This is a genomic window from Palleronia pelagia (assembly GCF_900110115.1).
Classification (GTDB): domain Bacteria; phylum Pseudomonadota; class Alphaproteobacteria; order Rhodobacterales; family Rhodobacteraceae; genus Palleronia; species Palleronia pelagia.
The window spans coordinates 362545-387689 of sequence record NZ_FOCM01000002.1; the positions used below are offsets into that span (position 1 = coordinate 362545).

Consider the following 25145-nt stretch of genomic DNA (forward strand, 5'->3'; position numbering starts at 1 on the left):
ATGATCGCCGCTATTCGACACCGACGATCACGTTGAACCTTTCAGGCCCTCCCCCCCTGTTGCTGACCTCGATCCTGTGGTCGCCGGATTGCCAAAGCTGCCCGCGATACCCCTTCGCGGCCGTGCCCTCATCCAGCAGGCTTCCATCGGGGTTGAGCAGACGCCACGCCACGCCGGTTCCGGACGATGCAACCCGCAGGTAAAGATCCTGCCCTGCCATGGCCCCGAGCAGGTAGCCGACGCTCGTTTCCGGACCGAGACGCTCGGAGAATTCCGTGCCGGCCGTTCCGGCGCCGAAGCTAATCCGCGTCGCGCCGGACGCACCGGCCGCCGGCGCCGTGGCGCCATGCCCCGATATGTACCGCGCATTGATCCAGCCGCGCTCTTGCATATCCGTCAGCATTTCGATCTGGCACCAGCGCGACTGGCCGCGGGTTTCGCACCCCAGCGCAACGACCCGGTCACCGTTCCCAAGCGCCCCGACGATCGGGCTCCCGGTTCCCGGACCGGCGCGCACGTTCAGAATGTCGTTCGGGGGAACGTGCCAGATGGTCACGACCTCGCCCGATGCGGCGGGCGGTGGTGCCGGGGCCGGGGCGCCCAGCCTCGGCAAGGCCAGGTAGCGGGCCGAGGCCCACCCCCGCAACCCACCGCTCTCGGCCTGGATCTCGCACCATTGCCGACCGTCCGATATCGTGCAGCCGCCGACATTGGCGACGCTGACGCCATTGGCCAGTGTGCCGACCAACCGGGCCGAGGGGCGCGGGGCGTCCCGGATGTTCAGGCGCCCGTTCGCGTCGGACAGGCGCACCACGAAGATATCTTCCTCGGGAAGCAGGTCGGGACCCGACGCGCTGCTCCCCGACGAACCGCCCGAACCGGGTCCGATAAAGACATTGATCGAATAACCCACTGTCCTGTTCGCATCCTTGTCGTTGCCCAGCAGGTACACGCGGATGGCCCAGTCCCCGTCGCGGGGCACGATGACCTCGGCGCGGCGGTCATCATCTTCGCTGCCGATGTAGGGGCCGCCGAAATCCAAGTCCGCCGGAAGAATGTTGAAGAAAGCGCTGCCGTGGCCGTTCGTGCCGGTCGCGGCAAGCGAGACGACCATCTCCTGCCCGCCGCGGGCATTGACGATGTAATCGATGTATTCGTGACCGGTGATCGTGCCGTTGATCTCGGCGCTGGACGCACCGGCGGCGAAACTCACGGCAACACGGTCCTGGGCCGAAAGCGAATGCGTTGCAACAAGCCACAGCGCCAGCGCGCCGGTGACCGCCTGCCGAAGGGAAGTCGATGTCCGGGCGCTCACCATCACGGCGAAACCTCCATCGAATCGTTCCTTTGCCGATGATGATACCACGCAAAACGCTTCCAATTCGGGACTTTCTGCATCGCGATCCGGTGGCGGTCACGTTGCCGTCGCCGGCAGCCGGTTTCGATCATCGGGGCGTTCAAGCGGGACAGGCGCTCCTGCGCGGGCTAACATGGGATGCGCGCATCGGGCACCGCGGGGACGAATGTATGCAGGATCGGATCGACAACCCGTTTCGCGGGCGGGGCCTGCCTGGCCTCGGGCCGCTTCCAATCAGCACGACCGATGGCGTCGCCAGGCTTCTTTCGCGATGCCCTGTTCATAACGAGACCCCGCTGTTCGAGATGCCCGGGCTCGCCCGCCGGGCCGGGGTCGACCGGGTGTCCGTGAAGGACGAACGCCCGCGCATGGGGCTGGGCAGTTTCAAGGCGCTTGGCGCCGCACACGCCATCGCCCGCGCCGCCGCGGAGACTGTCGAGGGGGGCGACTGGGCGCGGGCGCTGGAAGGGCATGTCTTCGTCACCGCGAGCGCGGGGAACCATGGCCTTTCGGTAGCTGCGGGCGCCCGCGTCTTCGGTGCGCGGGCGGTCGTGTTCCTGGCGCGAACCGTGCCCGACAGCTTCGCCGCCGCGCTTGCCGCTAAAGGCGCAGAGCCGGTGAGGGCTGGCGCCACCTACGAGGAGTCGATGGAGGCCGCCGAAAAGGTGGCCACGGACAACGGCTGGACCCTGCTCTCGGACTCGTCCTGGCCGGGCTACACCGATTGGCCCCGGCGGGTCATGGAGGGGTACCTGCAAATGGCGGCCGAAGCGGTCGGGCAGATCGCCGCTCCGCCGACGCACGTTCTGCTTCAGGCCGGGGTCGGGGGCATGGCGGCGGCGGTCGCCGCTCATCTGCGCTTGGTCTGGGGCGATGCTCCGCGGATCGTCATCATCGAACCGGCGACGGCGCCGGCCCTTCTCGACAGCATCCGGGGCGAGCGGGTCGTGACCTCACGGGGCCCGCCCTCCTGCATGGGGCGGCTCGACTGCAAGACGCCATCGCTCATCGCCCTCGCCGGCCTGTCGCGGGATGCCGACCAGTTCGTCACGCTGGCCGATGACGAGGTCGAGGAGGCCATCCGGACGCTGGCCGCCGGGGGGCTCGAGACGTCGCCATCGGGCGGCGCGGGGCTGGCCGCCTTGCTGTGCGGCCTGAAATTGGGACCGGAGGCGCGCGTCCTGGCCTTCGTCACCGAAGGCGCGGTGGATGGCTAGACGCTCCATGACGTTTCGGGCCAGCGAATTCGAGGGCCGCGCCGACCGGCTGCAAAGGCAGATGGCGGAGTGCGACCTCGCCGCAATCCTGCTGACCACGCCCGCCGACATCTTCTACGTCACTGGATTCCTCACGCGCTTTTGGGAGAGCCCAACCCGGCCCTGGTTCGTCGTCGTACCGCGCGCGGGCGACCCCGTGGCGGTGATCCCTTCCATCGGGGCCGACCTGATGGGACAGACCTGGATCGACGACATTCGCACGTGGGACTCTCCCGATCCCGACGACGACGGCGTGACGCTTCTGGCCGATACGCTTGCCGAACTGACCGGACCGGGAGCAGCCATCGGGCTTCCCTCGGGACCCGAGACGCATGTGCGGATGCCCAGAGCGGACCTGTTTCGCCTGGAAGATGCGATCGCGCCGCGCCGTCTGGTCGACGCCACCGCCGCGGTGCAAAGGGTGCGCGAGATCAAGAGCGCGGCCGAGATCGACAAGATCCGCGCCGCCTGCGACGTCGCCGGACGGGCCTTCGATCGCGTGCCGCACTTCGTCCACGCGGGCATGCCCATCGGCGACGTGTTCGGCGCGTTCCAGATCGCGCTCCTGGAGGCAGGCGCCGGCTGGGTCGGCTACATCGCGGGCGCCGCCGGACAGGGCGGCTACGGCAACGTCATCTCGGCCGCCGCCACCGGTCCGCTGGTTCCGGGGGATGTCCTGATGCTCGACACCGGCGTGGTCCGCGACGGGTATTACTGCGATTTCGACAGGAACTTCGCGGTCGGCCCCGCCAGCGCCGACGCTGGCCGCGCCCATCACGCCCTGTGGCGGGCGACCGAAGAGGCGCTGACCGGTATCCGGCCCGGCATGCGGGCCTGCGACATGCACGCGATGCTGGCACGGAGCATCACCCGACACGGGGCGGAACCGGCGGGCGGGCGGCTTGGTCACGGGGTAGGCGTGGCGCTGACCGAGTGGCCCTCGTTCACCGCGCGCGATGAAACCGTGCTGCGCGAGGGCATGGTCCTGGCGATCGAGCCGGGGGCGGTCGTGGCGCCGGGGCGCATCCTGGTGCACGAAGAGAACGTGGTGCTGCGGGCGGATGGCTGCGAGCTTTTGTCGCCGCGCGCGCCAGCCGAGCTGCCGGAGCTGTCCGCATGAAGTTTCGCTACCGTCTGGAGCCGCAGGGGGACGCGCGCACGCTTGGCCTGATCGTCCTTCAGGTGGACGAAACGATCGAACGCGATTTCCGCCGCCTGTTCGATCCCGCAACGCCCCTCCATGTCACGCGCATTGCCTCGGGCGCCGAGCTGACCCCCGATACCATCGCCGCGATGGAGGCCTGCCTGCCCGAGGCGGCTGCCATGCTCCCGCCCGCGGCAGACTTCAAGGTGGTGGCCTATGCCTGCACATCAGGCACCACCCTGATCGGCGCGGACAAGGTGGCCGCACTGGTGAAATCAGGATGCGGGACCGACTCGGTGACCGATCCGCTGACGGCCTCGGTCGCGGCGATGCGCGCGCTGGACGTTGACCGGATCGGGCTGGTCTCGCCCTACATCCCAGCTGTGGCCGAGCCCATTCGCGCGGCTTTCGAGAAAACAGGGATCGATGTGACGCGATCGGTTTCCTTCGGCGAGGAGATCGAATCCCGGGTCGCCCGGATCGACGCGGCCTCGGTCATCGCCGCGGCGCGCCACGTGGCCGAAGGGGTGCGGCCCGGTGCGATCTTCCTCTCATGCACGAACCTGCGCACGCTAGACGTGATACCGGGACTGGAGGTGGAACTCGGCATTCCGGTGGTCAGCAGCAACCTGGCCCTGGCCTGGGACATGGCGCGCCGGGCCGGGCTAGATCTCTCGGGGTCAGTCGCGGCGCGGTTGCTGACGGTGTAGGCGGATCAATCCCGCCCCGCGCTGCTGCAACTCTTGGCCGGCCTGCCCGTTATCCTGGCGTCAAGGAGGGATTGCCATGGCCCCACGTGCCGTCTGGACCGGACAGCTTCGCCTGTCGCTGGTCGCCATTTCCGTCGAGCTCTACGCCGCGACCAGTTCGGGGCCGCGCCTGTCCCTGCGGCAGATCCACAAGCCCAGCGGCAAGCGCGTGCGCTACGAGAAGGTCGTCGAAGGCGTCGGGCCGGTCGACCGCGACGACATCGTGAAGGGCTACGAGACCGATGACGGCGAATACATCCTTCTGGATCCCGACGAGATCGACCAGCTGAAGGTCGAGACGTCCAAGCGGCTGGAGCTGGTGCAGTTCGTGGCGCAGGACGAGATCGCGCCGCTGTACTACGACCGGCCCTATTACATGGTGCCTAAGGACAGCGGGACCGAGGATGCCTATCGCGTGATCCGCGACGCCCTGCGGGCCGAGCGCAAGTCGGGCCTGTGCCAGATCACCCTGCGCGGCAAGGAGCACCTGGCCGCCATCCGGCCCTGCGGCGACGGCCTGCTGCTCGAGACCCTGCGCTATGCCGAGGAAATCCGCGAGGCCGACCCGATGTTCTCGGAGATCTCGGATGACGAGACCGACGAGGACATGCTGGAGCTGGCGACCCAGCTGATCGAGAAGAAGACCAGGCCCTTCGACGCCTCGGCCTATTCCGACAGCTACTACCAGGCGCTACGCGCGTTGATCGAGACCAAGCGCGAGGATGGGGACACCGACCGCATCCTGGCCGATGACGGGGACAGTGGGGGCGGTGAGAACGTGGTCGACCTGATGAGCGCGCTGAAGGCCAGCCTCGACAAGGACGAGAAGGCCAGCGGCGGATCCTCGAAGAAGAAGAAGAGTTCCGGCAAGAAGAAGAAGGCGTCGTGATGGCGGACCGGCTGAAGGACTACAACGACAAGCGCGACTTCCGAAAAACCCGCGAGCCCAAGGGCGTCGTGGGCGAAAGCCGCGAGGACGCCCTGTGGTTCTCGGTGCAGAAGCACGACGCGTCGTCGCTACATTACGATCTGCGGCTCGAATGGGATGGCGCTCTTCTGTCCTGGGCGATTCCGAAAGGCCCGTCGCCCGACCCCGGCGACAAGCGGCTGGCGCAGCGGACCGAGGATCACCCGCTGGACTACGGCGATTTCGAGGGCACGATCCCCGAGGACGAATACGGCGGCGGCACCGTCATGTTGTGGGACCGCGGGACCTGGAGCCCCCGCGGCGACGTCGCGAAGATGCTGGAGAACGGCAATCTCAAGATGGACATCGCGGGCGAGCGGATGCGCGGTGGCTATGCCCTGGTGCGCTTCAAGAAGGGCGGCGACCGCGCGTGGCTGCTTATCAAGGAGAAGGACGGCTATACCGGCGACAGCGGCTCCCTGACCGGGGCCTTCACGACCAGCGTCGCCACCGGCCGCGACATGGAGGCCATCGCCGAGGACGCCGACGCCGACGCCGACGCCGAGGCGATGGTCGGCACCAGTCCCGACCGCGACCGGCGCGCGCCCAGGTTCCGCAAGCCGCAGCTTGCGACCCTGGTCGAGGACGCGCCCGAGGGCGACGACTGGGTGCACGAGACCAAGTTCGACGGCTACCGCGCGCTCGCGTCCATCGGAAAGGGCGGCGTGACGCTCTGGACCCGCAACGGCAAGGACTGGTCCGAGAAGTTCGCCGCGCTCGCGGGGGCGTTCGATCCCCTGCCCTGCGATGCATGCCTGCTGGACGGCGAAGTGATGGCGGCGAAGATCGACGGCTCGCCCTTCTCCTCGCTCCAGCGCGCGCTGTCCGACGGGGGCGACCTGGTGTTCTACTGCTTCGACATCCTGTCTCTGGACGGCACCGACATGACGGGCGAAAGCCAGTCGGACCGGCGCGCGGCGCTCGAGCAGCTGTTCCGCGGCGTCCCGAAGGATGGCCCCCTGCGCGTGACCGACCAGGTCGTGGGCCGCGGCCCCGAGGTGTTCCGGGCCGCCTGCGAACGCGGGGCCGAAGGCATCATCTCGAAGAAACTGTCGGCCGCCTACAAGGGCCGCCGCGTAAAGGCGTGGCGCAAGGTGAAATGCACGAACCGGCAGGAATTCGTCGTCGGCGGCTTCGCCCCGTCCCAGAAGAACCGGCCCTTCGCCTCGCTGCTGGTCGGCGAATACGGGTCCGATGGCGCGCTGCGCTATCGCGGGCGGGTCGGCACCGGGTTCGCGCAGGACGACCTCGACTCCCTGTCCAGCGGCTTCAGCGAGCGAAAGACATCGCCTTTTGCCGAGGTGCCGCGCGATATCGAACGGGACGCCCGATGGGTCACGCCAGACACCGTGATCGAGGTCGAGTTCACCGAGTTCACCGCCGATGGCCACATCCGGCATGGCGCCTATCAGGGCACACGCCATGACAAGGCCGCCGACGCGGTCCGACTAGAGACGCCCGAGCAGGCCGACAGCGCCGGGACGGAAGATGACCGCCGCGGGAAAGTCGCCGGGCAACGCATCAGCTCGCCCGATCGCGAGGTCTTTCCCGGCATGGGCTGCACCAAGCTGGACGTGGCGCGTCACTACGAACGGGTCGGTGAGCGGATGACCGAGATCGCGGGGAACCGTCCGCTGTCGCTGTTGCGTGCACCCAAGGGCATCGGCGGGCAGACCTTCTTCCAGAAGCACGCGGGCGACGGGTTTCCCGACGCGATCCAGGAGATCGAGATCGAAGAGGAGGACGGCGAGACCGCGACCTACATGTATGCCACGCGCCCCGGGTCCTTCGTGGCCGCGGCGCAGATGGGAACGATCGAGTTCCATATCTGGGGCAGCCGGACCGACCGGCTGGAGCGGCCTGACCGCATGGTGTTCGACCTGGATCCCGACGAGGGGCTGGACTGGGACGACACCAGGTCCGCCGCCTTCGACTTGCGCGACCGGCTGGCGGACCTGGGCATCGCGTCCGGCGTTCTGGCGACCGGCGGCAAGGGGCTGCATGTGTGGGTGCCACTTCGGCGGAGCCACGGCTGGGACACGGTGCGCGGATTCACCCAGACCCTGGCCCACGCCATGTCCGACGCCGAGCCCGACCGCTTCACCGCGACCATGTCGAAGTCCAAGCGCAAGGGTCGGATCTTCATCGACTGGTTCCGCAACGCCCGTGGCCAGACGGCCATCGCGCCCTATTCCCTGCGCGCCCGCGACGGGGCCGCGGTGGCGATGCCGGTCACGTGGTCCGAGTTGAAGCGCCTGGACGCGGCCAACGCCTTTTCGATGGGCGACGCCCGCGAGCGGCTCGAAGATCCCTGTCCCTACCTGGATGTGTCACGCGAACTGCAATCCATCACGCAAGACACGGTCGCGCGGCTGGAGGCGTGGCTGGAGGACTAGGCCGACGGATCCGCCCGACCCGGGAGCTTCGAACGAGGAGGCGGGCGTTTCATCAGTCGACCCGCGCCAGGGGAAGCCCCTCGATCGAAACGCAAGTCCCTTCGCCGACCGTGCTGCGGATCTTCAGTGACAGCCCCAGCTCGGCGGCGAAATCACGGGCGCTGGAAAGGCCAAGCCCGTCGCCGTGCACCCCCGCGGCAGCCGATCCTCGGGTATAGTCCTGCTGGATCCGTTCGATTTCTTCGGGGCTCAGACCGGCGCCCGTATCCTGCACCTCGATCGTCGCCGTGTCGCCCTGCATCCGGGCGCGCACCACCACGCCGCCATTCTGGGTATATTTCACCGCGTTCGACACGAGGTTCGACAGGATCCGGATAATAGTCACGGGAACGGTCTCCACGACCAGATCCGACGACTCGTGCGTCAGCGTCAGCCCCTTCGTCGCCGCCTCGTCTGCGAACATGCGCACGGCGTTTTGCAGCAGCAGCGCGACCTCGATGGCCTCGCGGGGGTCCGTCTCGGTGTGGAATTGCCCCTCATCCTCGGACAGGTCATCGGGCCTGGTGTCGTCGACCGTCGCGTTCAGAACCGAGCCGATATAGTCGAGACTGGTCCGCAGGGTCTTGCTGAGCGGGGGGTTGGTCCGCTCGACCTCTCGCACGGCCAGGTGGAGCGAGGTCAGGGGTTGGCGCAGGTCGTGACCGGTCAGCGCCAGGCGGTTGCGATGGGTCTCGGCCAGCGTGCGGCTGCGGTCGGCATCCTTGCGCGCCTTCAGCAGACGCTCTGCCATGGCCTGCCTTTCGCGCGTGGCCTCAAGTTCCTTGCGCAGCGCGCGGTCCCGCTCGCCCCTCAAGCCGAAAGCCTGCCGCGTCATCGCGGCCGCGAAGATCAGCCCGTCCAGCAGCAGCACGAATTGCAGGCCGAACGGGTTGTCATCGAACGGGTCGAAGGCGTCGATCCCCAAGCCGGCCGACAGCAGCCCGAAGGACAGTACCCCGCCGCCGAGGGCAAACAGCCGGCTGCCCGACACCTCGCGTCTCAGGAGGTAGGCCGATACGCCGATGATGCTGCCGATCCAACCAAGGGTGATGGCGGCCGCAAGCACCGCGGGCAGTGATGCCAGGGGATCTTCGATCAGCGGGTCCAGCTCGAACCCCAGGTCCAGGAACCGGGCGGCATCCGCCGGATCCGACAGCACCAGCGTGCCGCCGGCCAGCAGCAGAAGCGCAGCTCCTGCCATGAGACCGGCACGCCGCAACCGTCCAGCGAGCGCCGCACCGGGCAACGCTTCGTCCACGAAGGCCGCCATGAACGACATGTGCGCGGCAAGCTGCACCGCCCCGAACAACCGGCCCAACGCCCCGGCCGGCAGGGCCGGATTCCCGGGAAACGCCCCGTTCAGATATCCGGCATTCACGGCGGCGGCGAGCAGGGTCGCCCCGAGATAGGCCGCGAAATGTCCCGCGGGGCGCGACCGAACCAGCCGGGCAGTGGTCGCGAGGACCGCCAGCAGCAACGCGCCGGCGCCCAGCAGCGCCCCCATGCCCTGTGCGTCCCGGCGCATCGCCCGGTCGAATTCCGCCTCGGGCCGAAGGACGGGATCGGCATCCGCCAGGTCCGCAGGATCGTCGATCCGCACGCGCAGGACCGACGCGCCCCCGGGTGGAAGGACGATCGGCAGGGACGCCACCCTCTTGCTGTCCGCCAGGACCGGGCGACCCGCCGGTCCGCCCACCGGGGGCTGGTCCAGCACGACCTGCGCGCCGTCTTCCCCTTCCATCTCGAAGGTATAGCCGGCCGAAAACGGCCCCTCGAAGTCGATCCGCCAGAGGCCGGGTGCATCGCGCGCGTTGCGCAACCGCACGCAGCCCGACGCGCCCGGCCCGACGGCGGCGTCCGCAAGCGGGGGCGCCGCGTCGCCCGCCGCGCACGGCCCCGCGGCACCGTCCGCAAGGCGCATCACCCGGAACAGGTCCTCGACCGTTTCGCCCGGCTGCAGGGACAGAACCGCCCCCCGGCCCGCGAGACCCGGCCGCGAGTCGTCATCATCGTCCTCGTCCAGAACTTGAACGACGAGCAGCAACAGGGCACTGAAGAACAGCGCCGCCAACAGGATCATGCTCCGGGAGGGTGAGAATGTCACAGCCATGTCCTGCCGCCACCGTGGTTATCGCCGACGATCATGCACTCGTCCGCAACGGATTGAAGAGCATCATTGAGTCTCTCGACGGCGCAAGCGTGGTGGGCGAGGCGCAGGACGGGCTGGAAGCCATCGCCCTGGCGCGGGAGCTTCGGCCCACCCTGCTGCTGCTGGACAGCGGAATGCCCAAGGCGCGCGGCATGGAAGTCTACGGCGAGGTGCGCCGCTGGGTGCCCGAAACGCGCATCGCCGTCGTCACCGGTTTCAATGCCACAGGCGTGCTGGCGGACTGGGTCGCGGCGGGGGTGGACGGGATCTTCCTGAAGACCACGCCCCCCGACGAGATGGCCGAGGGGTTTCGCGTCCTGCTGCAGGGAGAACCCTACGTCGCGCGGGAAGTGCTGATGCGGCTGGAACGCGATGCGGGCAAGCCCGAGCTCAGCCCGCGCGAGCGGCAGGTCCTGCACCTGATCGCGGAAGGATGTTCGAACGCCGCGATCGCCGAGCGGCTGTCGGTCAGCGTCAAGACCGTCGACAACCACCGCACGCGGCTGATGGCGAAACTGGAGGTTCACTCGGTGGCGCAACTTCTGTCCTATGCTCTGAAGGAAGGGCTGCTGAACCCGTCGTCGCAGCTTTGAACGGGGCCGCACCGGGATGCGGGCGTGCGACACGATCCGGGCGGCATGACCTTCAGGTGTCATGCCGCCCGGAATTGGTCGCTCGCTGTTGCCAGCACCGTCTCAGATGATCTCGAAATCGCTGGCCGCCAGGGTGGGCGCGCCTTCCAGGAAAGCGATCAGCGTCTCGCCCCCGTACATCCCGCCGTTGTCGTCGTAGAAGAGCGCCCCGTCGCGGTAGACCATCGAGTTGTCGAACGCGCCCATCATGCCCCACATCCACGGGGCCATCGCGTAATACGAGGGGTTCACATCCATTCCGAAGACCAGGTCGTCCGTGCCGAAGCCGCCGTCGAACCCGAAGAAGACATCGCCGTCCAGTTGGATCTTGTCCGTGCCGGATTGGAAGTCGGTGATGACGTCGACATCGTCCATGTTGTCGAAGACGAACACATCCGCGCCGTCGCCACCCTCCAGCCAGTCGACCCCGTCGCCGCCGTTCAGGGTGTCGTTGCCCTGCCCGCCTTCCAGCGTATCGGCCCCAGCGCCGCCCAGCAGCAGGTCGTTGCCACCGTCGCCCCGCAGCACGTCGTCGCCGCCATTGCCCGCGAGGTCGTCGTCCCCGCCCTGGCCGGACAGCGTGTCCTGGCCGTCCTGTCCGACCAGCCGGTCATCCGTCGCGCGGCCCGTCAGATCGTTGTCGCCGATCCAGCCGAACAGGTTGGTGCTGCCCTCGGCCAGGGTCCAGGTCGCCACGCCATCGGCGATCTTGTCGGTTCCGAAGTCTTCGGTGCGCAGGTCGACCGTCACGTCGTCGAAAGTGACGCTCTCGATCCCGTAGAGGCTATCCCGACCGTCGAGCGCGTAGACGGTCTGGCCATCGACGATCGTCTCCTGCCCGCTGACGACCACGCTGAGCGCATCGTCGACCACCTCGAGGGTCAGCGTGTAGTCCTGCTTGTCGCCGACGAAGATCGCCCGGTCCAGGCCGCCCTCGTCGTCGAAGAGCGTGTCGTTGCCGGTGCCGCCGAAATAGACGTCGTTACCGCTTCCGCCCTTCATGATGTCGGTGTTGATCCCGCCCTTGAGATAGTCGGAACCGCCATAGCCCAGCAGGGTCGCCCCGTCGTAGCTGCCGACATTGGTGATGAAATCGTCGCCGTCGGCGCTGAGGAACGGGTTGTCGCTTTCGCCGCGCTGGTCCGTGGACGACCGCGTGCCGTGGAAGGTGCCGTCGCCGTCGTGCTTCCGGATCATCTGGCCGTCGATCAGGTCGATCACCGGCGCGATCAGTTCGGCGGAGGTCTCGCCCGTGCCGTCCAGCGGCGTGCCCCCGTAAATCGCGTGGGTTATGGCGTCTTCCAGGTAGTTGGAGATGGTGTGGGCCGTATGCGAACCGCTGGTCAGCGTCAGCGGGGCGCCGCCGGTCGCCTCGGCCGGGATGGTCACGGTGGTGCCCGTCGGCACCCAGGCCGTCATCGGCGCACCGGGCGTCGAACCGTGCAGCTGATAGTCGTCCCCGAAAAAGGTCTCGAGGACGGCCTTGATCTTGGCGCCATCCGCATCGCCGTCGACATTGATGGTGTAGGTGGTGATGGTCTTGGACGGAACGCGGTAGGTGCTGCCGCCACCGCCGAAGCTGAAGTTGCCCGCGAACTCGAGGAAGTCGATCAGCGCGCCGTCGTCGGCCCGGGTCCACCATTCATTGTAATCCAGCGTAGTGTCGGTGGCGTAGTAGGTGGTGGTGGACTGCGAGACATCGAGGTCCAGCGCCTGTTCGGCGGCCTCGTCCAGCGCCTGAAGGATCTGGACCCCTTCGATCAGGTTGTCGCGGATCGAGTCGCGGCGATGGCCGCCGTGCTGACGTTCGCCCCCCTGGGTCGAGGCGTCGGGGCCCAGGTATTCACCCTCCGAGAACAGCGCGGCGGACTGGATCTGCACCAGCATCGCGAAGGACACTGCGCTGCCGACCGACAGGACCTCTTCGGGGGTCGGATCGCGGTCCATGATCCCCGTCGCCGTGTTCACCACGTCGTCCAGCCCGTTGAAGGCGTCGCGGATGACCGACTGGATTTCGCTGGGGCCCAGTTCGGGGTAATCCTTGACCCGGTCGAACGCCTGCTTCGACAGTTGCAGCCCGTCGTTCAGGGCCTCGATACGCTGCTGCTCGGCCAGGTCGTCGATCTTGCGACCCAGCTCGGCGATCTCGGCGCTGAGTTCCGCGACCGCGTCGTTCAGGCCGGCGCTGGGGTCGAGGATGTTCTCGATGATGTCCTTCGCGGTCATGCCAGTGCCGATGCCGCTGACCACCACGCCGATGACGTCCGCGACCTTGCCGAAAGTTGTCCAACCCATGATCTTTCCTCCTGTCCGTGGCGCCCCGCGCCTGCTTCGTGATCCGATGCAGACAGGTCTACCGGTGCCCCGGTGGCGGGGGTTATGGGGTGGATCCCTCAATTGGCCCTGCGGCGCGGTCCGACGATCGGCGAGGAGGTCGGAGAAGCCGGTCCCGGGAACCGGCGCGGATCAGCCGGCTTGCCGGGCGATCCACTCGGCCACGAACCGCGCCTCGGCCGAGGCGCGGGGATGGATCTGAAGGTAGAAGGGATGCGGCGACACCAGGTGATCGGGCACCAGCGGGACCAGCGCCTCCTGCTCCAGCAGCGTGCCGATCAGCCGTTCCCAGCCCAGCACGGCGCCGACGCCGTCCTGCGCCAGTTGCAGCGCGATCATGAAGTTGTTCACGGTCGTCCGCTTGCCGGTCTGCGCCTCGACGCCGAAGGCGCCCAGCCAGTCCTTCCACCCGGTCCATTCCACCCGCCGGGTCGTGACATGCACCAGCGGCGCGGCGGCAAGGTCGGCGACCGACGCGACGGCATATCGCCGCGCGAATTCCTTCGAGCCGACCGCGACGATGTTGTCGGTGAAGAGCGTGACATAGGTGCCGTCATCGTCGGGGATCGGGCCGTACCGGATGCTCAGGTCCACGCGATCCTCCATCGGCTCGACGTCGCTGACGACCTGCGAGACGACCGTCTCGGGATGGTGGCTCCAGAAATGCGAGATCTGCGGCGTCAGCCAGAAGGCGCTGACCGCCGTGGTCGCGTGAATGATGACATCCTCGCCTTCGGGGCGGCCGCGGATTTCGCGCACGGCGCCCGAGATCCCTTCGAACCCGCGCTGCACGGCCACGAACAGGAAGGCGCCCGCCTCGGTCAGTTCGACCCCACGGTGCTGGCGACGGAACAACGGCTGCGCCATCTCGGCCTCCAGCGCCTTGATCTGGTGGCTCACGGCGGCGGGCGTCACGTTCAGCTCGGCCGCGGCGGCCTTGAAGCTGTTGTTGCGCGCGGCCGCCTCGAAGCAGCTGAGCGAGGTGAAGGACGGCAGGGCGTAGGGTCGGGACACGGGTCGCTTTTCGCCTTCGGGATGCCGCATGTGCATCAGGTTATCTGATCTCAACCCAAGTTGAGAATTACTGCTATTGAACGTTAGCCCTATTTGCGCCCAACAGGCAAGATCAGGTAAACCGATCCGCCACCGAGGCCGCCCAATGCCGCACGCACTTTCCGACCTTCTGGACCGCCGCCAGCCGGGCTTCTCGCTGGAGCGGCCGTTCTACACCGACCCCGCGATCTACGACGCGGACCTCGAGGATATCTTCTACCGCGAATGGCTCTTTGCCCTGCCCGCCTGCCAGCTGGTCAAGACCGGTTCCTATGTCCGGGTCAGGATCGGCGCCTACGACGTGGTCGTGGTCAAGGGCGCGGACGGCCAGATCCGGGCCTTCCACAACTCCTGCCGCCACCGCGGCTCGATCCTGTGCGCGGCGTCGCAGGGGCAGGTGGCCAAGCTGGTCTGCCCCTATCACCAGTGGACCTACGAGCTGGACGGCCGCCTACTGTGGGCACGGGGCATGGGCGACGATTTCGACGCCGCGAAATGGGGCCTGCGCCCCGTCCACCTGCGCGAGCTGTGCGGGCTGGTCTTCATCTGCCTGGCCGAGACGCCGCCCGATTTCGACGGTTTCGCCGAACTGGCCCGCCCCTATCTCGAGGTGCACGACCTGCACCGCGCCAAGGTGGCCCACACCACGACCATCACCGAGAAGGGCAACTGGAAGCTGGTGTGGGAGAACAACCGCGAATGCTATCACTGCGGCGGCGCGCATCCGTCGCTGTGCCAGTCCTTCCCCATCGACCCCGAGATCGGCGGCGTGACGGCGGATGGCGGCGCCTCGCCCAAGCTTCAGGCGCATTTCGACAAGTGCGCCGCCGCCGGGGCCCCCGCCCAGTTCCGGATGGAGGGCGACGGGCAGTACCGCGTCGCACGGATGCCGCTGAACGAAGGGGCGGTCAGCTATACGCTGACGGGCCAGCCCGCGGTGCGCCGTCCGCTGGGCCGTGTGGCCATCCCCGACGCGGGATCGTTGCTGATGTTCAACTATCCCTCGACCTGGTGCCACTTCCTGCCCGATCACTCGCTGACCTTCCGCGTGACGCCGGTCGGCCCGCAGGAAACCGAGGTGACCACCACGTGGCTGGTGGATCGCGACGCGGTGGAGGGCGTCGATTACGACCTGAAGACCCTGACCGAGGTCTGGCTGCACACCAACGACGAGGACCGCGAGATCGTCGAGGCGAACCAGCAGGGCATCAATTCCCCCGCCTACACCCCCGGCCCTTACAGCAGTCTCGAGGAATCGGGCGTGATCCAGTTCGTGGACTGGTACGCGGCAACCATGGGCCGCGCACGTGGCCCCCGCGCCGTCGCGGCGGAGTGACGCGATGAACACCCACAGCCAGCCCCGCCTCGCCTTCTGGAGCGACGAAGAACCGCTCGAATGCGTCTCGACCCTGCCCGAGGCGCCGAACGTGGTGACCTTCACCTTCCAGGCGCCGTCGGGTGCGCTGTTCTCGTTCAAGCCGGGGCAGTTCGTCACGCTGGAACTGCCGGTGGCCGGCGGGCCCCTGCACCGGACCTACACGATCTCGTCCTCGCCCTCGCGGCCCACCTCGCTGACGACCACCGTCAAGGCGCAGGACGCGTCGCTGGGCACGCGCTGGATGCTCGACCACCTGCGGCCCGGCATGCGGCTGCGCGCGACCGGGCCGGGCGGGACGTTTTCGTACCTGAACCATCCGGCCCAGAAATACCTGTTCATCTCGGCCGGGTCGGGCATCACGCCGATGATGTCGATGACCGCGCATATGTACGATGCCGGGCGCGATCCGGACATCGTCTTCGTCAACTGCGCCCGGCGGCCGTCGGAGATCATCTTCCGCGAGCGGCTGGAGCATATCGCGTCCCGTATCACCGGGATCGAGCTGGCGTGGGTGGTCGAGGGCACGGACCCCTACCAGCCCTGGACCGGCTATCGCGGCACGTTCAACCAGCTGATCCTGGGCCTCGCCGCCCCCGATTACCTGGACCGCGAGGTGTTCTGCTGCGGCCCCGAGCCGTTCATGCAGGCCGTGCGCGAGGCGCTTTACGGTCTCGGCTACGACATGGACCGCTACCACCAGGAAAGCTTCCATGCGCCCCTGCCCGACACCTCGCAGGTGCCCGAAGACGTCACGCTGGACGACGCCGAGATGGCCGAGGTCGAGTTCACGGTCTCAGGCAAGCAGGTGAAGGTCGCGCAGACCGAAACGCTGCTGGCCGCGGCCCGCGCGGCCGGCGCGCTGCTTCCGGCGGGCTGCACCTTCGGGGTCTGCGGGACCTGCAAGGTGAAGAAGGCCGAAGGCCACGTCCACATGGTCCACAATGGCGGCATCACCGACGACGACATCGCGGCGGGATACATCCTCGCCTGCTGCTCCAACCCCATCGGCAAGGTGAAGATCGAGGCATGAACACGCAAACGTCCACCGCGCAGGATCCGCTTTTCCAGCCCTACCAGCTGAAGCACCTGACCCTGAAGAACCGGCTGATGATCTCGTCGCATGAACCGGCCTATCCCGAGGACGGCATGCCGAAGGAGCGCTACCGCGCCTACCATGTGGAGCGGGCGCGTGCGGGCGTCGGCCTGACCATGACCGCCGGGTCGGCCAGCGTGTCGCGCGACAGCCCGCCGGTCTTCAACAACATCCTCGCCTGGAAGGACGAGGTCGTGGACTGGATGAAGGCGCTCACCGACGAATGCCACGACCACGGCTGCGCGGTGATGATCCAGCTTACCCATCTCGGCCGCCGGACGCGCTGGGACAAGGGCGACTGGCTGCCCGTGGTGTCACCGGGGCACGAGCGCGAGCCGTCGCACAAGGCCTTCCCTAAGAAGGCCGAGGACTGGGACATCGCCCGCCTCGTTGCCGACTATGCCTCGGCCGCGCAACGGATGCAGGCCGCGGGCCTCGACGGGATCGAGCTGCAGGCCTACGGCCACCTGATGGACCAGTTCTGGTCGCCGCTCACCAACGATCTCGACGGGCCCTACGGCGGGCCGTCGCTGGACAACCGCCTGCGCTTCACCTTCGACGTGCTGCGCAAGATCCGCGAGGCCTGCGGCCCCGATTTCATCGTCGGCGTGCGCTACACGGGCGACGAGGACTTGGCGGGCGGGCTGACCAACGAGGACGGCCTCGAGATCTCGCGCCGCCTGAAAGACAGCGGGCTGGTGGATTTCCTGAACGTGGTGAAGGGCCATATCGACACCGACGCGGGCCTGACCGACGTGATCCCGGTGCAGGGGATGCGGTCGGCGCCGCACCTGGATTTCGCGGGCGAGATCCGCAAGGCCACGGCCTTCCCGACCTTCCACGCGGCAAAGATCCAGGATGTCGCCACCGCACGCCACGCCATCGGGTCGGGCAAGCTGGACCTTGTCGGCATGACCCGCGCGCACATGGCCGACCCCCATATCGTCGCCAAGATCCAGCGCGGGGACGAGGCGCGCATCCGCCCCTGCGTCGGCGCGAACTACTGCCTCGACCGGATCTACCAAGGCGGCATGGCCCTGTGCGTGCACAACCCCTCCACGGGGCGCGAGCTGGAACAGCCGCACGAAATCGCCAGGGCCGAGACGCCCCGCAAGGTCATGGTCATCGGCGCCGGTCCCGCCGGGCTCGAGGCCGCGCGCGTCGCGGCGGCGCGCGGGCACGACGTCGTGGTGCACGAGGCCGCGAACCAGCCGGGCGGCCAGATCCGCCTGACCGCGCAGACCGAGCGGCGGCGCGAGATGATCCAGATCGTCGACTGGCGCGTGTCCGAGTGCGACCGCGCAGGCGTGCGGTTCCACTACAACAGCTTCGCCGCCCCCGAGGACGTGCTGGCCGATGGCCCCGACGCCGTCATCATCGCCACGGGCGGCCTGCCCCATACCGAGGTGCTGGAGACCGGCGACGACCTGGTCGTCTCGGCCTGGGACATCCTGTCGGGCGACGTGGCGCCCGGCGAGAATGTCCTGATCTACGACGACGCGGGCGACTACCCGGCCCTGCAGGCCGCCGAGCGCATCGCCAGGACCGGCGCGCGGGTCGAGATCGTGACCCGCGACCGCACCATCGTCTCCGAGGTCATGGCGATGTCGCTGACGCCGTCGCTGCGGATCCTGCAGGACCACGACGTGACCTTCACGCCCACCTGGCGCGTGGATGCCGTGAGGCGCGACGGCAACCATCTGGTCGCCACGCTGGGCAGCGACTACGGCGCCTTCACCCGCGAGCGTCGCGTCGACCAGGTCGTGGTCAACCACGGCACCCGGCCGCTGGACGACCTGTATTTCGACCTGCGCGAGGGCTCTAGCAACCGTGGCGAGGTGGACCACGAGGCGCTGATCGCCGGCCGCCCGCAGACCGTGACGCGAAACCCCGACGGACGCTACAAGCTGTTCCGCATCGGCGACGCGGTTGCCGCCCGCAACACGCACGCCGCGATCTACGACGCGCTACGGTTGATACGGTCGCTCTGATGGCGGCGGCACGCCCCGGTGGGCCGACCTTTCCACCGGATGGTGCAACCCTGACCTAGCCCGGTGCCGAATCTGGCGCGGCGGCCTTGTCCCGGGCATCGAATTCCTTCTGGTTGGCGGCCATGGCCAGGGTCTCGGGCGTGGATCCCCGCGCCAGCAGCCTGGCGCGGATGCGGGTCTTGTTCTCGGGGCTGACGGCGGGCGCGGTGGCGATGCGGAGGATGGCGAAGGCGATCAGCAGCGCGTGGGCGCCCCCGGTGACCGCGAACAGGGTGGCCGCCCCGAACGACGTCATGGCGAAACCCGCCACCGTCGGACCGAAGATCGAGCCGATCCCGAAGACCAGCAACAGCCCGCCGCTGACCTGGATGAACGATCCCGGTTCTGCGTGGTCGTTGGCATGGGCCACGATGACCGGATACATGGCGAAGACGGTCGCTCCGAACAGCGCGGCCAGCGCCATCACCACCGGCGGCCCCATGGATCCCAGCGCGATGAAAAGACCGTCGGCGACCAGGGCCAGCAGGCTGACGCCAATCAGGACCTTGCGGCGGTCGAAGCGGTCCGACGCGATCCCCACGGGAATCTGCGACACCGCCCCGGCCAGGATCGGGATGCTGGCGAACAACGCGATCTCGCTCAGGCTCATGCCGATGCGCGCGGCATAAACGGCGGCCAGCGTGCCGAAGGACGCGTTCGACACCCCGACCATCATGACCGCGAAGACGGCGATGGGCGAATTGCGCCACAACGCGCGAAGGTTCAGGGACACCTGGGTCAGCGGCGCTGGCGTGGTCGTCGCGCTGATCGCCGTGGGCAGCAGCGCCATGCAGTAGACGATGGCCGCCAGCGCGAAGAACACGTAGCCGGTCGCGTCGCCCAGCGTCAGGATCAGCTGGCCCGCCGTCGTCGCGGCCAGGTTCACCATCGTGTAGACTCCGAACACCCGCCCGCGCGACGACGCATCGGTGCGTTCGTTCAGCCAGCTTTCCACGATCATCGCGGCGCCCGCGAAACAGAAGCCCGACAGCGCGCGCACCGGGATCCAGACCCACGGCGTGATCAGGATCAGCGACAACAGCACCGCGATGGCCGCGATGGCGCACATGGCGCCGAAGGCCCGGATGTGCCCCACCCGCGCCACCAGCGTCGGCGTTCGCAGGCACCCGACGACATAGCCCAGCGCCCAGCCCGTGCCGAGCAGACCCAGCGATGCGGCGGTAAAGCCCTCGGCCTCGCCCCGGATGGGCAGGATCAGGCTGTTCAGACCACCGGCAAACAGAAGAAAGGCAGAGCCCATCAGCAGGGCGGCAAGCGAGAACAGGCTTCGGATCATGGCGGCACCGTGGCGCGTGTCGGTTTACGGGTCAGGGCGGGTCACGGGGAACCCCTACACGGCTTGGCGCGGCGGGCAAAGGCCCGGCCGGCCTTCACTGCCGATCCGGTCAGCGCCCGGCCGAGATGATTTTCTCGGCGTAGTCGAGCGCCGACAGCATGTTGCCGTGATCCGCCTTCCCGGTCCCCGCGATGTCGAAGGCGGTGCCGTGGTCCACCGAACAGCGGTTGATCGGCAGCCCCAGCGACACGTTCACCGCCGTATCGAAGGCCACCAGCTTGATCGGGATGTGCCCCTGGTCGTGGTACTGCGCGATGACCAGGTCGAAGGCACCACGATAGGCCCGGTGGTAGACCGTGTCGGCGGGCACCGGCCCTTCGACGGCGATACCCTCGTCCCTTGCGGCGGCGACGGCGGGGGCGATGGCCTCGTCATCCTCGTTGCCGAAAAGCCCCCCCTCGCCGCAATGGGGATTGATGCCCGCCACGGCGATGCGCGGCTCGGGGTTGCCCATCTTCTTGAGGTGCGCATTCCCGATGCGGATCGTCTCGAGCACCCTTTCCGTCGTGGCCCGCCCGATGGCCTCGCGCAGGGAGACATGGGTCGAGACGTGCAGCACGCTCAGCTTTTCCGACGCCAGCAGCATCCAGGACGACTTGGAGCCGGTCAGATGCGCCAGCATCCCCGTGTGCCCGTCATAGTGGTGACCCGCCGCGTTCAGCGCCGCCTTGTTGATGGGCGCGGTCACGATGCAGCGCGCCGGATCTTCCAGCGCCAGGTCCACGGCGCGCGAGATGTAGCGGAAGCACGCCTCGCCGCAGGCCGGGTCCTGGACACCGAACCGGCCGGGCAGACCGTCGGTCGCGAGGTGATCGACCTGCAGGCCGTCGCCCTCCGCCCCGACATCGATCACCGGCAGATCGACGCCCGAAACCTCGGCCGCGCGAACCAGCACGTCGCGGTCCCCGATGACGGCCACGCGCCGGCGGAGGTTCGGGTCGCGCTCGGCCAGCGCCTTGACGGTGATCTCGGGGCCGACACCGGCGGGATCGCCCATGGTCAGCAGGATCGGAGCAGTCATTGGGTCTTTCCTTTCGTCTTGGCGGTCCCGGTGTGGGCGTTGCGCCCGCCCGGACCGGCGCATAGCATCAACGGCGTCCGAGTGCCGAGGTTCGCGTGCAAGTTCTCATCATCGCCGACGACCTGACCGGAGCGCTGGACAGCGCCGTCGCCTTCACCGGTGGCGGGCGCAGCGTGGTTGTGGCCCGCGACGTGGCCCGCATTCCCGAGGCGCTGGAGCGTGCGCCGGATGTGCTGTCGGTCAACCTGGCCTGCCGCGAGGGCGACGCCGAAACCGCGCGGGCGCGGATGCGGGCTTGCACCGACCGGCTCGATCTGGGTGCGGTGCCGGTCGTGATCAAGAAAGTGGACTCGCGGCTCAAGGGCCATGTCGGCGTCGAATGCGCCGCGCTGGCCGACGCCATGGCACCCGAGCGGATCGTCGCACTGCCCGCCGTTCCGCAGATGGGGCGGATCCAGAAGGAAGGCGCCGTGACGGGCGACGGCATCGACGCGCCCATCGCGCTGGCGCCGCTGTTCGACCGGCCGGTGACGATCCCCGAGGCCACGACGGACGCGCAGTTGGACACCTGCGTCGCCGCGGAGGGCCGCGTGCTGTGGGTGGGGGCGCGGGGCCTGTGCTTTGCCCTGGCGCGGCGGCTGTTCGGTCCGCTCGATCCGGTAAACGGGCAACTGGCGCATCCGCTGGTCTTCGCCGTCGGCTCGCGCGACCCGATCACCGTTGACCAGGTCGAGGCGCTGCGCGTCTTGCTGCCCATAACCGCATTGCCCGACGGGCGGGCGACCGGGGACGTCCCCGCCGGCGGGACCACCGTCTTCCAGATGACCGAGAGCCGCGCGGGCCGGACGCCGGAGGATGCCGCACGCGATTTCGCCGACGCGGTCGCAGACCACTTGCGCGCCACCCGGCCCGACGGGCTTCTCGCCACCGGGGGCGAGACGGCGCAGGCAATCCTCGACCGGCTGGGCATCGGCGTGCTGCAAGTCCGCGCTGAACTCGCCCCCGGCGTGCCCGTCAGCGAGGCCCACGTGCCATGGGGCACGTTGCAGATCGCCACCAAGTCCGGCGGCTTCGGCGAATCCGACCTGCTGCGACGGATCGCGCGCGGCGCCTAGGGCACGAGCGCCGGTCAAAACCCGACCCGGTCGGCGCCCTTCAGGTCCAGCAACGCGCGCGCCTCGTCCGGGGTGGCGACCTCGAGCCCCAGCGTCTCGATCAGCCGCCGCGCCTTGGCGACCTGCTGGGCGTTGGACGTGGCCGCCTCGCCCGGTCCGATCCAGAGTGAATCCTCGAGCCCGACGCGCACGTGCCCGCCCTGCGCGGCGGCCATGGCGGCGATGTTCATCTGGTTGCGCCCCGCGCCCAGCACCGACCAGCGCCAGTCGTCGCCGAACAGCCGGTCGGCCGTGCGCTTCATGTGCGCCACGTCGTCGGGATGGGCGCCGATCCCGCCCATCAGCCCGAACACCGTCTGGATGAATAGCGGCGGCTTCACCAGCCCCGCATCAAGGAAATACTTCAGGTTATACAGATGCGCGGTGTCGTAGCATTCGAACTCGAACCGGGTGCCGTTCTCCGACAGCGTGGTGATGATCTTCTCGATCTGGCCGAAGGTGTTGTTGAACAGGATGTCCTTGTTGCCCAGGTAGTCCCGCTCCCACTGGTGCTTGAGGTCGGGAAACCGCCCCAGCATCGGAAACAGGCCGAAATTCATCGACCCCATGTTCAGCGACGCGAGTTCCGGCGCGTGGGTGGCGGCGGGTTGCATCCGTTCCTCGACGCTCATGGTGGGCGCGCCGCCGGTGGTGATGTTCACGACCACGTCGCTGCGTTGCTTGATGACCTGAAGGAAGGGGGCGAAGGCCTCGGGCGTCTGGTCGGGGCGGCCGTCCTCGGGGTCGCGGGCGTGCAAGTGGACGATCGACGCGCCCGCCTCGGCCGCGCCCAGCGCCGCCTCGGCGATCTCGTGCGCGGTGACGGGCAGCGCGTCGGACATCGAGGGCGTGTGGATCGCGCCGGTCACGGCGCAGGTCAGGATGACTTTGCGGGAGCTTGGCATGGGCTGTCCTCTTTCGGTTCGGTCGCGCGGCGCGCTAGGAAGGGATGGAAATCAGGGAAGGAATTGAAGATGGACTGGGGAATGACGGGCGCACGGGTGATCGTGACGGGTGGCGCGGCGGGCATCGGCCTGGCCACCGCGCGGGCCTTCGCCGACGCGGGCGCGGTGGTGCATGTCTGCGACATCGACCAGGCGGCGCTGGACGCCCTGCCCGATGGCATCACCGGCACGCGCGCCGACATGGGCGACGCGGTCCAGATCGAGGCCTTCGTCTCGGGCGCCATCGCGGCCATGGGCGGGCTGGACACGCTGGTGAACAACGCCGGCATCGCCGGGCCGACCGCGCCGGTGGACGAAATCGACGATGCCGACTGGGCCGCCACGATCGAGATCTGCCTGACCAGCCAGTTCCGCGCCACCCGCCACGCCGCCGCCGCGCTGCGGGCCAGCGACAACGCGAGCATCGTCAACATCTCGTCCCTGGCGGGACGGCTGGGGTTTGGCCTGCGCACACCCTACGCGGCGGCCAAGTGGGGCGTGATCGGCTTCACCAAGTCGCTGGCCATCGAGATGGGCCCGGACGGGGTGCGCGCCAACGCGATCCTGCCGGGCATCGTGTCGGGTGACCGGCAGGTGCGCGTCCTGACCCAGAAGGCCGAGCGGCAGGGCCGCAGCTTTGCCGAGGTCGAGGCCGACGCCCTGCGCTATACCTCCACCGGCGCCTATGTCGCGCCCGAGGATATCGCCCATCAGGCGCTGTATCTCGCCAGCCCGCTGGGCCGGGCGGTGTCGGGGCAGGCCATTTCGGTTTGCGGCGACACGCAGATGCTGACCTGACCCCGGCACTGCGCCTATCGGTAGATCAGCGTCGGCAGCCACATGGCGATGGCAGGCACGAAGGTCATCAGCAGCAGGCAGGCCACCAGCGGGATCAGGAAGGGCGACGTCGCAACGACACAGCGTTCGAACGGCACGCCCGACACCCGGCTGAGCACGTATAGCACCATGCCCACCGGCGGGGTCAGCAGGCCCAGCATCAGGTTCAGCACCATGATGACCCCGAAATGCACCGGGTCGATCCCCAGTTCGACCGCGACCGGCAGCAGCACGGGCGTCAGGATGGTGATGGCCGCCACCGTTTCCATGAAGCAGCCCACCACCAGCAGCACCAGGTTGATCATCAGCAGGATCACCCAGGGCCGGTCCGACACGCCCAAGAGCAGCGACGCCGCCATTTCGGGCACCCGGTTCGATGTCAGGATCCAGGCGAAGATCGCCGCGCCCGCGACGACGAACAGCACCACCGCCGTCGTCTCGATGGTGTCGAAGCTCACGCGCAGGAACCGCTTCAGCGTCAGCGTGCGATAGACGATCAGGCCCAGGAACATGGCATAGGCGCAGGCGGCCACGGCGGCTTCGGTCGGGGTGAACGCGCCCGACAGGATGCCGCCCACGATGATGACCGGCGTCAGCAGCGACAGGAACGCGCGCTTGAAGGTGATCGCCAGCACGCCCCAGGCGAAGGGCTGGTCGCGCTGGAAACCGTAGCGGCCAGCGAAGAAGAAGATCATCAGCATCAGGCTGAGCGCCATGACGAGGCCCGGGATGAAGCCCGCCGCGAACAGCTGCCCGATCGAGGCGCCCGAGACGACGCCATAGATCACCATGGGCAGGGACGGCGGAATGATCGGCCCGATGGTCGAGGACGCCGCCGTGATGCCGACGGAGAACCCGGGATCGTAGCCCGCATCGCGCATGGCCTTGATCTCGATCGAGCCGAGGCCCCCGGCATCCGCCACCGCGGCGCCGGACATGCCGGCGAAGATCACCGAGGCGCCCACGTTCACGTGGCCCAGGCCGCCGCGCATCCAGCCCACCAGGGCGAGCGCGAAGTTGAAGATCCGTTCGGTGATGCCGGCGGTGTTCATCAGGTTGCCGGCGAGGATGAAGAACGGCACCGCCAGCAACGGGAAGCTGTCCACGCCGTTGATGACGCGGTGCGCCACCACCATCGGCGGCACCGTGCCCGACAGGATGAAGATCGCCGAGGCTCCGGCCAGCGCGACGGCGACCGGCACGCCGATGACCAGCAGGCCGAACAGGATGACGAACATGATTCCGATGGTCATGG

19 protein-coding genes are annotated in these 25145 nt (G+C 68.4%); 11 read left to right on the forward strand and 8 right to left on the reverse strand.

Annotation, left to right across the window (positions count from 1 at the left end; genetic code table 11):
* Positions 1 to 10: 10 nt before the first annotated feature.
* Positions 11 to 1318, reverse strand: coding sequence for an SH3 domain-containing protein (locus BMX96_RS19900; protein WP_091844678.1), 1308 nt, complete (start codon positions 1316 to 1318; stop codon positions 11 to 13).
* Between the two features lie 209 nt (positions 1319 to 1527).
* On the opposite strand from BMX96_RS19900, the gene BMX96_RS06005 reads away from it, so the two are divergent.
* The 5 genes from BMX96_RS06005 to ligD all read left to right on the forward strand — a co-directional run bounded on the left by BMX96_RS06005 (position 1528) and on the right by ligD (position 7869).
* Positions 1528 to 2574, forward strand: coding sequence for a pyridoxal-phosphate dependent enzyme (locus tag BMX96_RS06005; RefSeq protein ID WP_091844679.1), 1047 nt, complete (start codon positions 1528 to 1530; stop codon positions 2572 to 2574).
* The gene (locus BMX96_RS06010) at positions 2567 to 3733 is read left to right on the forward strand and encodes a M24 family metallopeptidase (RefSeq protein WP_091844680.1); all 1167 of its coding nucleotides are present in this window, start codon (positions 2567 to 2569) and stop codon (positions 3731 to 3733) included. Before BMX96_RS06005 ends, BMX96_RS06010 begins: the two co-directional genes overlap by 8 nt.
* Positions 3730 to 4467, forward strand: a complete 738-nt coding sequence (locus BMX96_RS06015) for a maleate cis-trans isomerase family protein (protein ID WP_091844681.1) — start codon at positions 3730 to 3732, stop codon at positions 4465 to 4467. The genes BMX96_RS06010 and BMX96_RS06015 overlap by 4 nt, the downstream gene beginning before the upstream one ends.
* A gap of 76 nt (positions 4468 to 4543) precedes the next feature.
* Positions 4544 to 5395, forward strand: a complete 852-nt coding sequence (gene ku / locus BMX96_RS06020; RefSeq protein WP_091844682.1) for a non-homologous end joining protein Ku — start codon at positions 4544 to 4546, stop codon at positions 5393 to 5395.
* The gene (gene ligD, locus BMX96_RS06025; protein ID WP_091844683.1) at positions 5395 to 7869 is read left to right on the forward strand and encodes a DNA ligase D; all 2475 of its coding nucleotides are present in this window, start codon (positions 5395 to 5397) and stop codon (positions 7867 to 7869) included. Before ku ends, ligD begins: the two co-directional genes overlap by 1 nt.
* 52 nt (positions 7870 to 7921) lie before the next feature.
* On the opposite strand, the gene BMX96_RS06030 is transcribed toward ligD, so the two are convergent.
* The gene (locus tag BMX96_RS06030; protein WP_175481668.1) at positions 7922 to 9988 is read right to left on the reverse strand and encodes a sensor histidine kinase; all 2067 of its coding nucleotides are present in this window, start codon (positions 9986 to 9988) and stop codon (positions 7922 to 7924) included.
* A 17-nt stretch (positions 9989 to 10005) separates the two neighbouring features.
* Between BMX96_RS06030 and BMX96_RS19255 the strand changes: the two genes are divergently transcribed.
* Positions 10006 to 10650 carry a response regulator gene (locus BMX96_RS19255; RefSeq protein WP_139209989.1) on the forward strand — a complete coding sequence of 215 codons (645 nt, stop codon included), beginning with the start codon at positions 10006 to 10008 and terminating at the stop codon, positions 10648 to 10650.
* Between the two features lie 102 nt (positions 10651 to 10752).
* On the opposite strand, the gene BMX96_RS06040 is transcribed toward BMX96_RS19255, so the two are convergent.
* Both BMX96_RS06040 and BMX96_RS06045 read right to left on the reverse strand, forming a co-directional pair.
* The gene (locus tag BMX96_RS06040) at positions 10753 to 12984 is read right to left on the reverse strand and encodes a calcium-binding protein (protein WP_091844685.1); all 2232 of its coding nucleotides are present in this window, start codon (positions 12982 to 12984) and stop codon (positions 10753 to 10755) included.
* Between the two features lie 171 nt (positions 12985 to 13155).
* Entirely contained in the window at positions 13156 to 14037 is an 882-nt protein-coding gene (locus tag BMX96_RS06045) for a LysR family transcriptional regulator (protein ID WP_073128633.1), read from the reverse strand.
* Positions 14038 to 14182: 145 nt separating this feature from the next.
* Between BMX96_RS06045 and BMX96_RS06050 the strand changes: the two genes are divergently transcribed.
* From BMX96_RS06050 to BMX96_RS06060, 3 genes are read left to right on the forward strand one after another with little or no spacing between them, the layout of a single operon-like run.
* The gene (locus BMX96_RS06050) at positions 14183 to 15412 is read left to right on the forward strand and encodes an aromatic ring-hydroxylating oxygenase subunit alpha (RefSeq protein ID WP_091844686.1); all 1230 of its coding nucleotides are present in this window, start codon (positions 14183 to 14185) and stop codon (positions 15410 to 15412) included.
* A 4-nt stretch (positions 15413 to 15416) separates the two neighbouring features.
* Positions 15417 to 16484, forward strand: coding sequence for an FAD-binding oxidoreductase (locus BMX96_RS06055; protein ID WP_091844687.1), 1068 nt, complete (start codon positions 15417 to 15419; stop codon positions 16482 to 16484).
* The gene (locus BMX96_RS06060; RefSeq protein WP_091844688.1) at positions 16481 to 18538 is read left to right on the forward strand and encodes an NADH:flavin oxidoreductase; all 2058 of its coding nucleotides are present in this window, start codon (positions 16481 to 16483) and stop codon (positions 18536 to 18538) included. The genes BMX96_RS06055 and BMX96_RS06060 overlap by 4 nt, the downstream gene beginning before the upstream one ends.
* Positions 18539 to 18593: 55 nt before the next feature.
* On the opposite strand, the gene BMX96_RS06065 is transcribed toward BMX96_RS06060, so the two are convergent.
* Both BMX96_RS06065 and pdxA read right to left on the reverse strand, forming a co-directional pair.
* Positions 18594 to 19874 (reverse strand): MFS transporter, encoded by a 1281-nt coding sequence (locus tag BMX96_RS06065; RefSeq protein ID WP_091844689.1) that lies wholly within the window; start codon positions 19872 to 19874, stop codon positions 18594 to 18596.
* Between the two features lie 109 nt (positions 19875 to 19983).
* Positions 19984 to 20955 (reverse strand): 4-hydroxythreonine-4-phosphate dehydrogenase PdxA, encoded by a 972-nt coding sequence (pdxA, locus tag BMX96_RS06070; protein ID WP_091844690.1) that lies wholly within the window; start codon positions 20953 to 20955, stop codon positions 19984 to 19986.
* Positions 20956 to 21050: 95 nt separating this feature from the next.
* On the opposite strand from pdxA, the gene BMX96_RS06075 reads away from it, so the two are divergent.
* The gene (locus BMX96_RS06075; RefSeq protein WP_091844691.1) at positions 21051 to 22070 is read left to right on the forward strand and encodes a four-carbon acid sugar kinase family protein; all 1020 of its coding nucleotides are present in this window, start codon (positions 21051 to 21053) and stop codon (positions 22068 to 22070) included.
* 14 nt (positions 22071 to 22084) lie between these two features.
* Here BMX96_RS06075 and BMX96_RS06080 read toward each other — a convergent pair whose 3' ends face one another.
* The gene (locus BMX96_RS06080) at positions 22085 to 23014 is read right to left on the reverse strand and encodes a 3,5-dioxohexanoate:acetyl-CoA acetone transferase (RefSeq protein ID WP_091844692.1); all 930 of its coding nucleotides are present in this window, start codon (positions 23012 to 23014) and stop codon (positions 22085 to 22087) included.
* Positions 23015 to 23083: 69 nt separating this feature from the next.
* Here BMX96_RS06080 and BMX96_RS06085 point away from each other — a divergent pair, with 69 nt between their 5' ends.
* A complete protein-coding gene (locus BMX96_RS06085) occupies positions 23084 to 23851 on the forward strand; it encodes an SDR family oxidoreductase (protein WP_091844693.1) in 768 nt (255 codons plus the stop codon).
* Positions 23852 to 23865: 14 nt separating this feature from the next.
* Here the strand turns inward: BMX96_RS06085 and BMX96_RS06090 are convergent, their stop codons facing one another.
* The gene (locus BMX96_RS06090; RefSeq protein ID WP_091844694.1) at positions 23866 to 25143 is read right to left on the reverse strand and encodes a TRAP transporter large permease; all 1278 of its coding nucleotides are present in this window, start codon (positions 25141 to 25143) and stop codon (positions 23866 to 23868) included.
* Positions 25144 to 25145 lie beyond the last annotated feature (2 nt).

Coding starts and splice junctions, on each gene's coding strand:
- BMX96_RS19900 (WP_091844678.1), bottom strand. CDS start 1,318: ATGGTGAGCGCCCGGACATCGACTTCCCTTCGGCAGGCGGTCACCGGC.
- BMX96_RS06005 (WP_091844679.1), top strand. CDS start 1,528: ATGCAGGATCGGATCGACAACCCGTTTCGCGGGCGGGGCCTGCCTGGC.
- BMX96_RS06010 (WP_091844680.1), top strand. CDS start 2,567: ATGGCTAGACGCTCCATGACGTTTCGGGCCAGCGAATTCGAGGGCCGC.
- BMX96_RS06015 (WP_091844681.1), top strand. CDS start 3,730: ATGAAGTTTCGCTACCGTCTGGAGCCGCAGGGGGACGCGCGCACGCTT.
- ku (WP_091844682.1), top strand. CDS start 4,544: ATGGCCCCACGTGCCGTCTGGACCGGACAGCTTCGCCTGTCGCTGGTC.
- ligD (WP_091844683.1), top strand. CDS start 5,395: ATGGCGGACCGGCTGAAGGACTACAACGACAAGCGCGACTTCCGAAAA.
- BMX96_RS06030 (WP_175481668.1), bottom strand. CDS start 9,988: ATGATCCTGTTGGCGGCGCTGTTCTTCAGTGCCCTGTTGCTGCTCGTC.
- BMX96_RS19255 (WP_139209989.1), top strand. CDS start 10,006: ATGTCACAGCCATGTCCTGCCGCCACCGTGGTTATCGCCGACGATCAT.
- BMX96_RS06040 (WP_091844685.1), bottom strand. CDS start 12,984: ATGGGTTGGACAACTTTCGGCAAGGTCGCGGACGTCATCGGCGTGGTG.
- BMX96_RS06050 (WP_091844686.1), top strand. CDS start 14,183: ATGCCGCACGCACTTTCCGACCTTCTGGACCGCCGCCAGCCGGGCTTC.
- BMX96_RS06055 (WP_091844687.1), top strand. CDS start 15,417: ATGAACACCCACAGCCAGCCCCGCCTCGCCTTCTGGAGCGACGAAGAA.
- BMX96_RS06060 (WP_091844688.1), top strand. CDS start 16,481: ATGAACACGCAAACGTCCACCGCGCAGGATCCGCTTTTCCAGCCCTAC.
- BMX96_RS06065 (WP_091844689.1), bottom strand. CDS start 19,874: ATGATCCGAAGCCTGTTCTCGCTTGCCGCCCTGCTGATGGGCTCTGCC.
- pdxA (WP_091844690.1), bottom strand. CDS start 20,955: ATGACTGCTCCGATCCTGCTGACCATGGGCGATCCCGCCGGTGTCGGC.
- BMX96_RS06080 (WP_091844692.1), bottom strand. CDS start 23,014: ATGCCAAGCTCCCGCAAAGTCATCCTGACCTGCGCCGTGACCGGCGCG.
- BMX96_RS06085 (WP_091844693.1), top strand. CDS start 23,084: ATGGACTGGGGAATGACGGGCGCACGGGTGATCGTGACGGGTGGCGCG.
- BMX96_RS06090 (WP_091844694.1), bottom strand. CDS start 25,143: ATGACCATCGGAATCATGTTCGTCATCCTGTTCGGCCTGCTGGTCATC.